The organism is Dolichospermum circinale AWQC310F (genome assembly GCF_000426925.1).
Classification (GTDB): domain Bacteria; phylum Cyanobacteriota; class Cyanobacteriia; order Cyanobacteriales; family Nostocaceae; genus Dolichospermum; species Dolichospermum circinale.
This window is the reverse complement of sequence record NZ_KE384686.1, coordinates 1-15526: the sequence shown is the minus strand read 5'-3', so window position 1 is coordinate 15526 and position 15526 is coordinate 1. Positions and strand designations below refer to the sequence as shown.

Annotated in this window: 11 protein-coding genes; 9 read left to right on the top strand and 2 right to left on the bottom strand. The window is 38.6% G+C overall.

Annotated features, from left to right (window positions below; all coding sequences use genetic code 11):
* Positions 1 to 35 precede the first annotated feature (35 nt).
* The gene (cobN, locus tag ACIR310F_RS0113135; protein ID WP_028084222.1) at positions 36 to 3743 is read right to left on the bottom strand and encodes a cobaltochelatase subunit CobN; all 3708 of its coding nucleotides are present in this window, start codon (positions 3741 to 3743) and stop codon (positions 36 to 38) included.
* Between the two features lie 248 nt (positions 3744 to 3991).
* Here cobN and ACIR310F_RS0113130 point away from each other — a divergent pair, with 248 nt between their 5' ends.
* The 9 genes from ACIR310F_RS0113130 to ACIR310F_RS0113090 all read left to right on the top strand — a co-directional run bounded on the left by ACIR310F_RS0113130 (position 3992) and on the right by ACIR310F_RS0113090 (position 11767).
* Positions 3992 to 4243 carry a hypothetical protein gene (locus ACIR310F_RS0113130; protein WP_028084221.1) on the top strand — a complete coding sequence of 84 codons (252 nt, stop codon included), beginning with the start codon at positions 3992 to 3994 and terminating at the stop codon, positions 4241 to 4243.
* Positions 4244 to 4308: 65 nt separating this feature from the next.
* Positions 4309 to 4977: an N-acetylmannosamine-6-phosphate 2-epimerase gene (locus ACIR310F_RS0113125; RefSeq protein WP_028084220.1), complete on the top strand. Its 669-nt coding sequence runs from the start codon at positions 4309 to 4311 to the stop codon at positions 4975 to 4977.
* A 386-nt stretch (positions 4978 to 5363) separates the two neighbouring features.
* Positions 5364 to 7427, top strand: coding sequence for a serine/threonine-protein kinase (locus tag ACIR310F_RS22480; RefSeq protein WP_035367976.1), 2064 nt, complete (start codon positions 5364 to 5366; stop codon positions 7425 to 7427).
* A 126-nt stretch (positions 7428 to 7553) separates the two neighbouring features.
* Positions 7554 to 8667, top strand: a protein-coding gene (prfB, locus tag ACIR310F_RS0113115) for a peptide chain release factor 2 (protein ID WP_155963802.1) whose coding sequence is annotated in 2 segments (ribosomal slippage) — positions 7554 to 7625 and positions 7627 to 8667 — 1113 coding nt in all. Because the reading frame shifts where the segments join, the coding sequence is not laid out codon by codon here.
* A 396-nt stretch (positions 8668 to 9063) separates the two neighbouring features.
* Positions 9064 to 9219: a DUF3285 domain-containing protein gene (locus ACIR310F_RS24375; RefSeq protein ID WP_071604830.1), complete on the top strand. Its 156-nt coding sequence runs from the start codon at positions 9064 to 9066 to the stop codon at positions 9217 to 9219.
* A 12-nt stretch (positions 9220 to 9231) separates the two neighbouring features.
* Entirely contained in the window at positions 9232 to 9732 is a 501-nt protein-coding gene (gene ybeY, locus ACIR310F_RS0113105) for an rRNA maturation RNase YbeY (RefSeq protein WP_028084218.1), read from the top strand.
* Positions 9733 to 9872: 140 nt separating this feature from the next.
* Positions 9873 to 10328 carry a diacylglycerol kinase family protein gene (locus tag ACIR310F_RS0113100; protein ID WP_028084217.1) on the top strand — a complete coding sequence of 152 codons (456 nt, stop codon included), beginning with the start codon at positions 9873 to 9875 and terminating at the stop codon, positions 10326 to 10328.
* A 70-nt stretch (positions 10329 to 10398) separates the two neighbouring features.
* On the top strand, positions 10399 to 10986 hold the full coding sequence (locus tag ACIR310F_RS0113095; protein ID WP_028084216.1) for an anthranilate synthase component II: 588 nt from the start codon (positions 10399 to 10401) through the stop codon (positions 10984 to 10986).
* Between the two features lie 13 nt (positions 10987 to 10999).
* Positions 11000 to 11767 carry an MBL fold metallo-hydrolase gene (locus tag ACIR310F_RS0113090; RefSeq protein WP_028084215.1) on the top strand — a complete coding sequence of 256 codons (768 nt, stop codon included), beginning with the start codon at positions 11000 to 11002 and terminating at the stop codon, positions 11765 to 11767.
* Between the two features lie 158 nt (positions 11768 to 11925).
* Here the strand turns inward: ACIR310F_RS0113090 and ACIR310F_RS22470 are convergent, their stop codons facing one another.
* The gene (locus ACIR310F_RS22470; protein WP_051289625.1) at positions 11926 to 15093 is read right to left on the bottom strand and encodes a cadherin domain-containing protein; all 3168 of its coding nucleotides are present in this window, start codon (positions 15091 to 15093) and stop codon (positions 11926 to 11928) included.
* Positions 15094 to 15526: the final 433 nt, after the last annotated feature.

The window sequence follows — 15526 nt, the reverse complement described above, 5'->3', positions numbered from 1 at the left end:
TGACAGAAATTAACTACCCGTTACCAATTGCTAAGTTATTTTTCTTCGATGGTGGCTTCTGCTTGATGGACTAAATTGCGGAGGTTTTCTAGTGTTTGTCTAGTTACATCTTGCCATAAACCGCGCTGGTTTGCCTCTAGTAGTCTTTCCGCAATATCACGTAACGCCCAAGGGTTTTTGTTGTGAATAAATTCACGAACAGTGGCATCTTCTAAATATGCTTCAAAGACACCTTGATACATATAATCTTCCACACATTGGGCTGTAGCATCGTAAGCGAAAAGAAAATCTACCGTTGCGGCCATTTCAAATGCACCCTTATAACCGTGACGCATAACTCCAGCTATCCATTTAGGATTAACGACTCGCGTTCGGTACACCCTGGCAATTTCTGAACTAAGTTGGCGAATTTTGGGCTGGAGTGTATTGGAATTATCGCCAAAATAGGTTTGGGGATTTTTACCCTGAAGAGAACGCACAGCGGCGGTTAAACCCCCTTGAAATTGATAATAATCATCAGAATCAAGTAAGTCATGTTCGCGGTTATCTTGATTGTGGAGGACGATTTGCATTTGCTTTAAACGTTGTTCAAAAGCTTCCACATTCTTATTCCCTGTTTCCTGACCAGAAGAATAGGCGTAAGCGCTCCAATTTGTGTAAGCTTGGGCTAAATCCTCGTCATTTTGCCAATTTTGGGAAGCCATTAAACCTTGGAGTCCCGCCCCATAAGCACCTGGTTGAGAACCAAAAACGCGATATTGCGATCGCTCTTGTGCTATTTCTAAAGATAAACCCTGTTGAGTCCATTGTTCAGTTTCTTGACGAACCATATCTGCGAGGGGATTTTGATCAGGGGGTTCATTTAAGGCGGAAACCGCTTTTACAGCTTGATCAAATAAAGTGATTAAATTAGGAAAAGCATCCCGGAAAAAACCCGAAATTCTCAGAGTAACATCCACACGGGGACGACCCACAACCGCCAAAGGTAATATTTCAAAATCTATCACCCGTCGCGCTACACCATCCCACACAGGTTTAACACCGAGCAAAGCTAAAGCCTCCGCTAAATCATCACCACCAGTCCGCATGGTAGCCGTACCCCACACCGATAAAGCCAGAGTTTTAGGATATTCTCCATTTGCTTGGGTGTAGGTTTCAATCAGGGTTTCAGCCGCTTTTCTGCCGATATCCCAGGCTGTTTCCGTGGGAATGGCACGAATATCAACGGCGTAAAAGTTTTTACCTGTGGGCAGAACTTCGGGACGGCCTCGTGTGGGTGCGCCGGAAGCACCACTTTTAACGTATTTTCCGTCAAGTCCCCGGAGCAGGTTGGTGATTTCTTCACTAGTTTTTTGCAGGGACGGGAGGAGTTTGTCGCTGATCCAGTTTTCGGTGGTTTTTCCGGCTATGATTTGTTCTACTAAATGGGCGGCTTCTATTTCTAGGAGTTCAACGACATCCCCTATGATGTGACAGGATTTAAGTCTCTCGCAGAGGCGCAGAGGCGCAGAGAGGGGGGTGGATAGGTCGTCGGTGAGGGGATCTATGTCTAAACCCCATTGTTTGGCTATGGTGCGGGTAATGCCTATAGAATAGCGGTTGGGGATGCGGCCGATCGCTATTATTAAGTCTCTTAGTTGGGTTCCTTGGGGACATTGGCCGAATATGTGTAGGCCGTCGCGGATTTGGGCTTCTTTGAGTTCGCATAAGTAACCGTCTAGGGAGTTTAAGATTAGGTTTTCAAAGTTGGTGATGTCTTTGGGGTTGGTAATTCCTAAGTCTTTATATAGGTTTTCTTTGATGACTAGTTCTTTGATGCGATCGCTGATTATTGCTAATCTGGAAGGATCTAAACTTTCGGCTTCGTAATATTCATCAATGAGGTTTTCTACTTGTTGCAATGGTCCATATAATTGCGCCCGTGTCATGGGCGGTGTTAGGTGATCAATTATTACTGCTTGGGCGCGTCTTTTGGCCTGTGAACCTTCACCAGGATCATTGACAATAAATGGATATAAATGGGGCATTGGTCCTAAGGCAATTTCTGGATAACAATTATTAGATAAGGCGACACTTTTACCCGGTAGCCATTCTAAGTTACCATGTTTTCCTAGATGAATTATGGCATCCGCAGTAAAGGATTCTCGCAGCCAATGATAAAAGGCTAAATAATTATGTGTTGGTTCTAAATCTGGTGCATGATAATTTAAACTCGGATCAAGATCATAACCTCTTGATGGTTGAATGCCTACAAAAATTTTCCCAAATTTAATTCCCGAAATTGCCCAATTTTCAATTGTTTCTACTGCTCCCCACCGTTCAATTATTTCTTGTTGTATATTTGCAGGTAAAGTAGCAAAATATTTTTGATATTCGGCTGCTGAAAGACTTTGATTTATTGGTTTCCAATCTCTTCCTTCGGGATCATTGGTGATGCTAGATGTGAGAATTTGAATTAATTCATCTCCAGTTTCGGGAATATTTCCTACTTTATAACCAGCTAATTTTAAAGCTTTGAGAATTTCTACACAACTAGCAGGACTGTCCAATCCTACGCCATTGGCAAGGCGACCGTTGGTGTTGGGGTAATTTGCTAAAATTAAGGCTACTTGCCGTTCTGAGCGCATTTTTACCCGCAATCGTACCCAATTTGCAGCTAGTTGGGTGACGAATTGAATGCGATCGCTCAAGGGTTCATAAACTACAATATCGGTTTCTAATTTGTGATTTCTAGTTTGCAAAGTTTTGAAGGATACAGCCCTACTAATAATCCGTCCGTCTACTTCTGGTAAGGCCACATTTATAGCAATATCACGGGGTGTTAAACCTTGTGATTCTGATTCCCATTGTTCAATGGAACTAGCACAAAGAATTACTTGCAAAACCGGGACATCTAATTTTTCCCAAAGTTCAATTTGCGGTATTTCTGTTTCTAATTGCGCTAAGGAAAAGCTGGTGGTATTCATTAATAAACTAATATTTACCCCATTTTGATCTGTAAACCATTCACATAATTTATCTCTTACACCCGGTTCACGCAATGAAGAGACAAAAACTGGTACAGGTTGTAGATTTTTCTCTAGCAAAGCATTACACAAAGCATCAATAACTTTAGTATTTCCTGATAAATAATGAGCGCGATAAAACAAAATCCCAACTTTTGGCTGAATTGGTAAAATTTCTTTTTTTTCTTCTTTCCACTCATACAAACCCACACGGGGAACAGTTTGTGGAGGTGGAGGATTAAATTCTGTTAATAAAGCCGTATCAGCGATAAATTTTAAAGCATTGAGGAAATTTTCTGTACCACCTTCTTGAAAATATTGCCAGATTTTCTGGACAATTTCTGGAGCAATTGTAGATTTCGAGATTAAATCAAGATCAAGTCCGTCATCTCCTGGCATTATAATTAGGGTTGTACCATTACGTTCTCCAATTTCCTGTATAACTTCTAGACCATAATTCCAATAAGAACTTCCACCAATAAGACGCAGAACAATTACTTGCGCTGATTCTAATACTTGTTCGCTATAATCATCTATACTGATTTGTTGTTGTAGTTGTAATAAATTAGCGACTCGAATTTCTGGAAATTCATTAGGTAATTTAGAAACTACAGTTCCTAGAGTTTGAATATCAGTATCTGCTGCTGTAATCAATACAAAGGGTGCTATAGTTTGTTCTAGGAAAAATAAACCCTCCGACTGATTCCAGCCTCCAGCAGTAGCATTTATACGGTGCATAATTGGTAATTAATAATGGAAATAATGAAAATTTTGAGTTGGGAAATTTGGGAGCTTTTTAACGTTATCCTTAAATAAGGCAATAAATAAATTCATCAGTAAATATGTCTCTATCGTTCCCTTTATGCAAAAAATAACATTTATTGTAGGTTGGGTTGTTCGCTTTAGCGTTGCGGAGCAATCGGAACGAAACCCAACAGCCCCTACTATTGTACTAGATAGCGCTTCAACAAATCCTGAGGTGGGATATGGCAATATTACAAGAGTCTCCTTGGTATCAACAGATTTTCAGAGAAGGTGAAAAACGGGGTGAAAGACGAGCTATACTGTCATCCATTGAACTAAGTCTAGAGATAAAATTTAGTCAAGAAGGTTTACAGTTTATGCCTAAAATATCACAGGTTGCTGATTTAGAACAATTAAAAAACATCCAAAGGAGCATTTTAACTGTAAATAGTCTTGATGAATTGCGGGAATTCATGCAAATACAAATAAATTAAACTATAGCTTTTTTCTGATAACGGAAAATATTCCTCAAACCCTCATTTCTCTGTTAAAATAAAACATGATTAACTTACCAAAAGGATTAATCGTTTCCTGTCAAGCGCCCATAAACTCACCATTACATGATCCTTATGTAATTTCTGCAATGGCACAAGCAGCAGTAAATAATGGGGCTGTAGGAGTGAGAATTGACACACCTATTCATATCCAAGCGGTGCGGAAAAAAGTCCAAGTTCCCATTATCGGACTTTGGAAACAAGTAATAACTGGTTCTGATGTATATATTACACCACAATTTCATCACGCTGTGGCCGTAGCGGCAGCTGGTGCTGATATTATAGCTATAGATGCTACTACTAGATATCGTCCCGGTGATGAAAAGTTAGCAAATATTATTAATTTGATTCATGATCAATTAAATAAGCCGGTTATGGCAGATATAGATACATATCAAGCAGCACAATTAGCAGTTAATGCGGGTGCGGATATTGTGGGAACTACTCTTTTTGGCTATACTGGGGAAACTCAAGACTTTTCTCCTCCTGGTTGGGAATTACTGACTAAAATAGTAGAAAATCTTGACACTTTTGTGATTTGTGAGGGTGGTATTTCTTCACCACAAATGGCCAAAAAAGCCTTAGATTTAGGTGCTAATGCTGTTGTTGTGGGTGGAGCAATTACTGGCATTGATTTATTAGTTAAAGCTTATAATTCTGCATTGGAAAATTAAAATCTGTTCCCTATCCCCTATTCTCTATCTCCTCATTCATCTGTTATTTTTGCGTAGCAAAATAGTCGTTAGGACTTACGCAACTGTCACAAAAAGTTATCATTCTTTATTTGTAGTCAGGGCTCTAGCCCTGATCTTATGCCCGTAACTTCTCGAAGTAAGAACTAAAGTTCTTACTACAATCAGGTTAGTTGTTTTTGATAAAAATAGGACTTACGCAACTGTCACAAAAAGTTATCATCCTTTGCTATTGTTGTCGGTGAGGTAATTACTGGCATTGATTTATTAGTTGAAGCTTATAATTTGGCATTGGAAAATTAAAATCTTCTCATTTTTGTGTGGCAAAATAGTCATAACATAACATATTATTCAAATAGGTTGATAAAATGCTAGGAAACACCCTTGTGGGCAGATACCAAATTACTAATTACCTGGGAGGTGGCGGATTTGGCGAAACTTATGTTGCTAATGATACTCATTTACCCGGTTTACCGCAGTGTGTAGTTAAGAAACTTAAACCTCAGTCTAGTGATATTGCTACTTTGGAAATAGCCAGAAGGTTGTTTGACACAGAAGCCCAAGTTTTATATAAATTAGGGACTCATGACCGCATTCCCCAACTTTTAGCTTACTTTGAAGAAAATGCCGAATTTTATCTGGTGCAAGAACTTATTGTAGGTAATAACCTTAGTCAAGAATTAAATCTAGGTACAATTTTTACTGAAAATCAGGTAATTTCCCTAGTACAAGAAATTTTAGAAATTTTGGATTTTGTACATCAACAAAAAGTAATTCATCGTGATGTTAACCCTCGGAATATTCTGAGACGACAACAAGATGGTAAACTAATTTTAATTGATTTTGGTGCAGTTAAACAAATTACGACTAAATTAGTAAATTCCCCTGATATTACTAAGTCTACTGTCGCTATTGGCACACCTGGTTATACTCCCGGAGAACAGGCACAAGGAACACCCAAATTTAGTAGTGATATTTATGCTTTGGGAATTATTGCTATTCAAGCTTTAACAGGATTATCCCCTGAACAATTAGAAAAAGATCCCGAAACTAATGAAATTATTTGGCAAAATTCCGCCACGGTATCCCCAGAATTTGCTCAATTTTTAAATAAAATGGTATGTTATGATTTTCGACAACGTTATGCCTCTGCGACAATAGCATTACAAGCTTTACAAAATTTGCATGAAAATACATCGGAAACAATAGTTTTTTCTCCCGCAATTTTACCAAATCAAGTTAAAAATTCCCCAGTTAAAAAAGGGATATTCTGGAAATTACCTTTGGGGATATTTGTGTTAGTTATTGGTGCTGTAGGTGGAATATTTATAATTAATCGCATTAATAATAAAAATGCCATAGGATTATATCATGAGGCAAATACTCTGCTGCAATTACAACGCTATCAAGAAGCTTTAACAGTTTATGAAAAAGCCAGAGATATTAAACCTGATTATCCTCAAGCTTGGTATGGTCAAGGTCAAGCATTATTTCAATTAAAGAAATATGAACAAGCTTTAATAGTCTATGATAAGGCTATTCAACTTCAACCTAATTATTTAGAAGCTTGGAATAATCGCGGGTTGGTTTTAGTAAATCTCAAACGTTATTCGGAAGCACTTGCCACTTTTGATCAAGCTTTAGAACTCAAAAATGATGCTCCTGAAGTTTGGCAAGCTAAAGGGGATGTTTTTATAAAAATTAATAACTATAATAATGCAGTTAAGGCTTATGAACAAGCAATTAATTTACAACCTGATAATTCTGAATTATGGTACAAAAAAGGATTGGCATTACAAAATCTTAAACAGTATGAGGAAGCAATTACAGCTTATAAAAAAACCATAGAATTAAAACCAGATCATGAATTAGCTTGGTATAATTTAGGTAATTGTTCCGTGAATTTAAATCGTTATGAATTTGCTCTGCAAGCTTATGATCAGGTGCTAAAATACAATCAGGGTAACTTTGCCACTTTGTTATCAAGAAGTAATATCTTGATGACATTACGTAGATATCCAGAGGCCATTGATTCTTTTAACCAAGTGATTAAATCCAATCCTCGACGGTATCAAGTATGGTATAATCGAGGTTGGGCATTACATCAAGTTAAACGTTATCCAGAAGCCATAGAATCTTATAAAAAAGCTATTTCCTTAAAGGGAAATGATTATTTACTGTGGTATAATCTAGGAAATACACAATATAGTTTGCAAAAATATCCAGAAGCGATCGCATCCTATAATAAAGCTATCCGTTATAAACCCAATCATTATCAAAGTTGGTATAGTCGCGGCAATGCGCTATTAAATATGCAACAATACAAAGAGGCGATCGCATCCTACGATAAAGCTATAGAATATAAACCAGACTACCAACAAGCTATAGAAGCCCGCACAAAAGCCCAGAATACCCCAAGCCAAAATCTATGATATATATGATATATATGATATAATTGTAACCCATTCTTTTTTCTCACCAAAATCCAGTAAAATATAAAATACCAGTTATCCAATTAACTCGCCAAAGATATCACATCCCTGCCAGTAGCCAAAATTATGGACGTATTAGAACTAAAACGCGAAATCGAAACATTGTCTAGCCGCCTGGGTAAAACCCAGGACTATCTTTGACGTACCCGCACTCCAAGCCAAAATTCACGACTTAGAACAAATTTCCGCCCAAACAGAATTTTGGGAAGACCAAACCCAAGCCCAAAACACTCTACAAGAACTCAATGATCTAAAGTCCCATTTAGAGCAATATTACCAGTGGCATTCCCATTTAGACGATACTAGGGTAGTTGTTGAACTATTGGAACTAGAAACAGACACAGCGCTATTACAAGAAGCCGAGTCTACCATTAAAAAACTCAATCATGATTTAGATCAATGGGAATTACAACAACTACTTTCTGGACCCTACGACGATAAAGGTGCAGTCTTAACAATTAACGCTGGTGCTGGTGGTACAGACGCGCAAGACTGGGCATTTATGTTAATGCGGATGTATACCCGTTGGGGAGAAGATCATGATTATAAAGTTACCTTAGCAGAAGAATCAGAAGGTGACGAAGCGGGCATTAAATCCGCCACCCTAGAAATAACCGGACGCTACGCCTATGGTTATTTGCGTTCTGAAATGGGTACTCATCGCTTAGTACGAATTTCTCCCTTTAATGCTAACGGTAAACGACAAACCAGTTTTGCGGGAGTTGAAGTGATGCCACAAATAGATAATACCGTCAAATTAGACATTCCCGAAAAAGATTTAGAAATTACCACCACCCGTTCTGGTGGTAAAGGTGGACAAAACGTCAACAAAGTAGAAACCGCAGTCCGCATAGTTCACATTCCCACAGGGATAGCAGTCCGTTGTACAGAAGAACGGTCACAACTGCAAAATAAAGAAAAAGCCCTAGCTCGTCTTAAAGCTAAACTACTAATTATAGCCAAAGAACAACGCGCCCAAGAAATAGCGGAAATTCGCGGTGATATGGTAGAAGCCTCCTGGGGTAATCAAATCCGTAACTATGTATTTCATCCTTATCAGATGGTTAAAGACCTGCGTACAAACGTAGAAACAACAGCCATTACCGATATCATGAATGGTGAGATTGATATGTTTATTCAAGCCTATTTAAGACAAGAAAATCAGATAGTAGAAGCTTAGGGAAAGCAGGGGACGCTTAGTTATACTATCAGAATCAGGATAGCCAGCGATTAAAAATAGCAATCCTCTTTTTGGGAACGAACCACAGAGGACACAGAGAACCCAGAGGTAGAGAGAAAAAAAGAGGTATTTACGTCTTGTTGAGAATTGCTATATATGAGGATTGTCTAATTTAGCTGTGTAATAGCTTAATTTAGGTTAAGTATATGAACGGAAAAAACCAACATAAGTAACCAAAAGTAAAGTTGCCCAAAACCTGTTCCCTGTTCCCTGTTCCCTGTTCCCTTGTCATAACGACAATTTTTAACACCAACCTACTTAATAGTCTGCACTCCCGACTCCTAATTTCCCCGTAACCTGTTAAAGTAATAAAGGAAATTATTGGAGAAATTAACTATGGACAAGTCCCCTACTAAAGAACCCCAACCCAGCTATGTTAAGCTGGCCATGCGGAACATGGTTAGAAAAGGCGGTACTTCCCTCAAACACTTCGCGTTAACTGCTGTAGGACTATTATCTGTCCTCGTTGGTTTAGCGTATCTGACCCGCTAAGGGGGAAAAATTGTGGCTTTACCAGTGGAATTATATTTAGAAAATTGTGTTGACGACTTTTCCCTAATTTCTCCCGAAACTTGGGAAAATTGGTTTCAGGAGTGGTTAGAAATTCTTAATGATTATCTACCAACTGCACCTAGTTATGAGGTTAGTTTGCGGTTGACAACTGATACGGAAATTCAAACCCTCAATTCCCAATACCGTGAACAGGATAAACCTACTGATGTTTTAGCTTTTGCATCCCTAGAAGCAAATTTACCACGAAGCGAAGAAATGCTGATATCTATGCCCTTGTATTTAGGTGATATTATTGTTTCTGTAAACACAGCACAGCGACAAGCACAACAGCAGGAACATAGCTTATCTACAGAATTAGCTTGGTTAACGGCTCATGGTTTATTGCATTTGTTAGGATGGGATCATCCTGATGAAAAAAGTTTGATGGAAATGCTACAGCAACAAGTTATCTTACTTGAGAAGATAGGTATGATTATTAACTTAGAGGTCTAGTATATGTATATTTAAAATTGGGAATCTTAGTGATTACTTCATAGTGTCGCTATTTAAAATAGCCTACAATTGCTTCAAAGTTGATCCGGCTATGAAAATCGGTAGATTCTCACTCTGTCACATATCATATTTTTTTATCTATGCCCTCAAAACTTTCGTCATCACCAACAAGTAACAGCTTACCACCGCTTGTGTCTAAAGACAGGGAACTTTCCTGGCAAATTGCCTCTAATTTATTTGTTAGTTTTAAGTATGCTTGGGCTGGAATTACCTATGGTTTTCAGACTCAACGTAATTTTCGCATTCATTTAGCCGTCTGCGCCTTGGCTATTAGTTTGAGTGTATTCTTACGTTTAGAAACAGTGGAAATAGCTATAATTGCTGTTACCAGCGGTTTAGTTTTGACCTTAGAGTTAATGAATACTGCCATTGAGTCTATTGTAGACTTAACGGTGAAACAATCTTACCATGAATTGGCAAAAATTGCTAAAGACTGTGCGGCTGGGGCTGTACTTATTTCCGCTTTAGTAGCATTATTAGTCGCAACTATACTATTATTGCCTCCTTTAGCGACTTTAATCCTGTCCAATTTCTAGATAGTGGGTTGTAATAGAGACGTTTCCTAGAAACGTCTTGAATATTTGAAGATGAAATTAGGCAAAAATTGTGATATTAGTCATTGATAATTACGACAGTTTTACGTATAATTTAGTGCAGTATTTGGGAGAATTAGCCGCCGATTTTCCTGTAGCTAATGATATCCAAATCGTACGAAATGATAAGATGACTGTAGATGAAATTAGAACCTTAAACCCAGATGCAATAGTCATTTCCCCTGGTCCTGGTCGTCCAGAAGATGCGGGAATTTCCTTAGATGCGATCGCTCAATTTGGCGAAAAATTACCGATTTTAGGGGTGTGTTTAGGACATCAAAGTATTGGTCAGGTCTTCGGTGGTAAAATAGTTTCTGCACCAGAATTAATGCACGGAAAAACCTCCCAGGTATCACACAAGGGGATAGGAATTTTTCAAGGGTTAGAAAATCCCTTGACCGCCACCAGGTATCATAGTTTGGTAATTGAGCGGGAAACTTGTCCAGAAGTATTGGAAATTACTGCTTGGGTAGAAGATGGTACAATTATGGGTGTCAGACACCGGAACTATCCTCACATTCAAGGAGTCCAATTTCATCCAGAAAGTGTTTTAACTTCTTTGGGTAAGGAATTACTCAGAAATTTTCTGCGAACCTTGTAAAGCGAAAATACAGATGAAAAGACGACAGTTGATAGGCTATACTGGGGCGGGTCTAATAACGGCTGTAATTACTAATTTAGGTTTGCCAGTTTCAGTAAATGCCCAGTCTAGTAATGTATCAATTCAGTGGTTAGGTCATACTTGCTTTTTATTCACCACTGGAAATGTCAAAATTCTCATTAATCCCTTTCGCACCTTGGGTTGTACAGCTAAGTATCGTCCCCCAAAGGTCGCGGCAGATTTGGTATTAATTAGTAGTCAATTATTAGACGAAGGTTATGTAGCAGGACTACCGGGAAATCCCAAATTAGTTTATCAACCGGGGGTTTACGAATTTAGGGGTGTTAATTTTCAAGGAATTACCACAGACCATGATCGTCACAATGGAAAACGATTCGGGAAAAATCTGGCTTGGAAATTCACCATAGCAGGACTGAATTTACTGCATTTAGGGGGTTGTGCTGCTCCCCTGACCCTAGAACAAAAAATCCTTATGGGTCGTCCTGATGTATTATTTATTCCTGTAGGTGGTAGTGCTAAAGCTTACAATGCTCAAGAAGCAAAAGCAGCCATTACCGTCTTAAATCCTAAGTTAGTTATTCCCACCCATTACCGCACTCCAGCCGCTGATACAAACCAGTGTGACATCACCCCAGTAGATGATTTTTTGACTTTAATGCAGGGTGTTAATATCCGCCGAAGTAATAGTGACTCTATAGTAATTAACTCCCAGAATTTACCGGAAAATACAGAAATTCAGGTTTTGAGTTATAAATTTTGAGATCAGGAATTGAATTGAGATCCCCCCTGGAAGAAATCAGGAATCTAATAGCAGATTTCAACTGCATGAAGTACAAAAACACCCCACCCTCCCCAAGTGAGGAGAAGGTCAGGGGTGTAGATCATAAACCCAAAATCAGCTATTACAGCTTATTTTACCTATACTGGCAAGTTGACCTTAACAATGACATCATTAAAGTCGTTGTCACCACCACCCGCTAGGTCTTCAAAACCAAAGGTATTATCACCTAAAAGCCGCACATGATCAACTTTGTCTGAGTTAGCAGCGCCGAAGGCGAAGTAAATCCTGGAGTTGATATTGTCGTAATTATCGGGTGTACCACCATTAGTGATAATAAATGGCGCAAAGATAGAATTACCTTGAAGAGTCTTATTGTTAAAATTCGCAGTTCCATTGTTATTGACAGTCAAAGCAAGGTCAGAAACACGCGTTTTCAGAGCGGCTTGAGCATAATTAGCGTCTCCTGGACGGACATCAATAGTACCATTACCATCGGTATCAATACCTCCATTCTCATCATTGACTTTATAAAAACCAACGAAGTTGTTATAAGCGGCCTCTCGGTTGACAACAAAGTTAGCTGTTACCGGAGTATTGCTACCCCGCAAATCTAGTAATTCTCTTTGGGGTTTGTTTTGCACACTTGTACCCGGGGCTATACGTGCATCAGTTGGGGTAATTGTTACCCGCAAATCTTCAAACCCAGTTGCATTACCAGAACCATCTTCCCAAGCCAGAGAGAAGCCATTTCCTAAAGTAGTAGTCCTAACATTAGAAGGAATATCAAAGAGGACATTACTTTTGGGAGTGGTATTGTTGAGTACAGAATCCGTTGAACCATCCTTAACCAAATAGAATCTCAATTTACTATTAGAATTAAATTCTAATAACCTGCTGAGACGAGATTGATCAAATCCAACGGGAGAATTACCAAGGAGAGAGAAAATTACCTGACCACGTTGTAACGCCTTATCGGTATAACCTGGTGCACCGGGTGCAATACCATCTATTTTACCATCGGCATCATCAACAGTAAATACTCCTAGCTCACTATTGAGTTTGGAACTGTATCCTGTTAATTTAACTTCTAGTCTTTTTTTGTCATTATTGTCACCTTTTATAACGAAAGGATTACCACTACTAGGTCTATCTAATGTGGGTGGTTCGTTAACGTTGGTAACGGTAATAGCTACGGGTTCTGTGTCGGTTAATGTACCATCACTAGCGATAACGTTGATGTTATAAACGTTATTTGCACCGTTATCACTAGGTGCTTCAAAGTTAGGAGCAGTTTTGAAGGTGACAGCACGGTTATTGATATTAAATAGGTTAGCATCAGCACCGGATAAGCTATAGGTGAGGGTTGTACCTGCATCTACGTCGGTGGCGGTGACGGTATAAACTGTTCGTGTACCGTTTTCAGCGAAGGTGGCTGTAGCAGCGCTGGTTATAACTGGAGCTTCGTTAACGTTACTGACTCCAATGGTTAATTGTTTCTCAAAAGATAACCCACTTTGGTCTGTGGTTTTGATTCGAATCCTGTAACTGTTTTTGGTTTCAAAGTCAAAGACAGCGTTGGTTTTAAGTTGATTATTGGTAATAGTGAATAAACTATTATCAGTTGCACCTGTTCCTGATACTAAACTATAGGTAAAGGTGTTTACTGTATCTGGGTCTGTGGTGGAAAGATTACCAACCACTGTACCACTAACTTGGTTTTCCGCAACGGTGCTGTTGCTAAGAGTTAAATTGGTAGGAGTTTCGTTAACGTTGCTGACTCCAATGGTTAATTGTTTCTCGAAGGATAACCCACCTTGGTCTGTGGTTTTGACCCTAATCCTGTAACTGTTTTTAGATTCAAAGTTAAATACAGAGTTGGTTTGGAGTTGATTATCAACAATAGTAAATAAACTATTATCCGTTGCACCTGTTCCTGATACTAAACTATAAGTAAAGGTGTTTCCTGTATCTGGGTCTGTGGTGGTGAGATTACCAACCACTGTACCAACAGCCTTGTTTTCCGCAACTGTGCTATTAGAGAGTGTTAAGTCGGTAGGACGTTCGTTAACGTTACTGACACCAATGGTTAATGGTTTTTCAAAGGATAACCCATCTTGGTCTGTGGTTTTGACCCTAATCCTGTAACTGTTTTTAGATTCAAAGTTAAATACAGAGTTGGTTTGGAGTTGATTATCAACAATACTAAATGAACTGTTGTCGGTGTCACCATCCCCTGATACTAAACTATAGGTAAAAGTGCTTCCTGTATCTGGGTCAGTGCTGATGAGATTGCCAATTACACTATCTGTTTGACCTTCATTAATTGTAGTGGTGTCAGTGGTGTTGTCAAATGATAAATCCGTTGGACCGTTAATGTCATTAACGTTAATATTTAATTGTTTCTCAAAGGTTAACCCACCTTGGTCTGTGGTTTGGACTCTAATGCTGTAACTTGTTTGGAGGGATTCAAAATCAAATACAATATTTGCTATGAGTTGATTATCAACAATGGTAAATGAACTGTTGTCAGTGTCACCATCCCCTGTAATTAAGCTATAGGTAAAAGTGCTTCCTGTATCTTGGTCAGTGCTGATGAGATTACCAACTACTGTACCAATGGGTTTACCTTCATCAATTGCGGTAGTGTCAGTGGTGTTGTCATAAGACAAATCGGTGGGTGCTTCGTTAACGTCGTTAACGTTGATAGTCAAAGCCTTCTCAAAAGATAACCCACCTTGGTCTTCGGTTTTGACTCTAATGCTGTAACTTGTTTGGGTTTCAAAGTCAAATACAGTATTAGCTATGAGTTGATTACCAACAATACTAAATAAACTGTTGTCGGTGTCACCATCTCCTGTAACTAAGCTATAAGTAAAAGTGCTTCCTGTATCTTGGTCAGTGCTGATGAGATTACCAATTACACCATCTGTTTGACCTTCATCAATTGTAGTGGTGTCAGTGGTGTTGTCATAAGATAAATCGGTGGGTGCTTCGTTAATGTCGTTAACGTTAATATTGTATTGTTGTTGAGAGGGTAACCCATTTTGGTCTATTTGCTTGACTCTAATGCTGTAACTGTTTTTGGTTTCAAAGTCAAGTACAGTATTAGCTATGAGTTGATTATCAACAATGGTAAATAAACTGTTGTCGGTGTCACCATCCCCTGATACTAATTCATAGGTAAAGGTCTTTCCTGTAACTGGGTCTTGGCTGATGAAATCAATGACTATTGTTTCACCTTCTTGAATTGTCCGAGAAATGGCACTGTTGTTAAGGGTTAAGTTGGTCGGGGCTTGGTTAGGCATCGTTTTTAGATCCTGGTGATAAAATTGGTAGAATAGAAACGACTAAAATACCTTATTATAATGTAACTTTTTTAGTGACACTAAAGAGTGTAACATAATGCTAATTAAAGAAAATTAAGCCTAGATTAAGCCTAGATTAAGCCTAAATTGGCGTTAATACTGTCCGTTCGTTGATTTTGAGATCCAAAGGAGAATTAAAGCCTTAATGTAAAAGGAAACCAGTTTTTAAGTAACCCTTTAATTATCAGTAAAATATATGATCATTATATTCTCAAACCAAAAAGCGATCGCTTCCAGTAAAATCATGGAAAGTGAGCAAAAAAAGCGAGGAAGTCAAACTTCCCCACATTAGTCTAATTAATAGACTAAGTTATTGTTCGTGAAAAATCCGAGTGTAAGTAATCAATCCAGATTAAACGGTAACAATGAAATC

Excerpts from the sequence above, each read along its gene's own strand:
- ACIR310F_RS0113090 (WP_028084215.1), top strand. The coding sequence starts at position 11,000 with ATGAAAAGACGACAGTTGATAGGCTATACTGGGGCGGGTCTAATAACG.
- ACIR310F_RS22480 (WP_035367976.1), top strand. The coding sequence starts at position 5,364 with ATGCTAGGAAACACCCTTGTGGGCAGATACCAAATTACTAATTACCTG.
- cobN (WP_028084222.1), bottom strand. The coding sequence starts at position 3,743 with ATGCACCGTATAAATGCTACTGCTGGAGGCTGGAATCAGTCGGAGGGT.
- ACIR310F_RS0113100 (WP_028084217.1), top strand. The coding sequence starts at position 9,873 with ATGCCCTCAAAACTTTCGTCATCACCAACAAGTAACAGCTTACCACCG.
- ACIR310F_RS24375 (WP_071604830.1), top strand. The coding sequence starts at position 9,064 with ATGGACAAGTCCCCTACTAAAGAACCCCAACCCAGCTATGTTAAGCTG.
- ACIR310F_RS22470 (WP_051289625.1), bottom strand. The coding sequence starts at position 15,093 with ATGCCTAACCAAGCCCCGACCAACTTAACCCTTAACAACAGTGCCATT.
- ACIR310F_RS0113125 (WP_028084220.1), top strand. The coding sequence starts at position 4,309 with ATGATTAACTTACCAAAAGGATTAATCGTTTCCTGTCAAGCGCCCATA.
- ACIR310F_RS0113130 (WP_028084221.1), top strand. The coding sequence starts at position 3,992 with ATGGCAATATTACAAGAGTCTCCTTGGTATCAACAGATTTTCAGAGAA.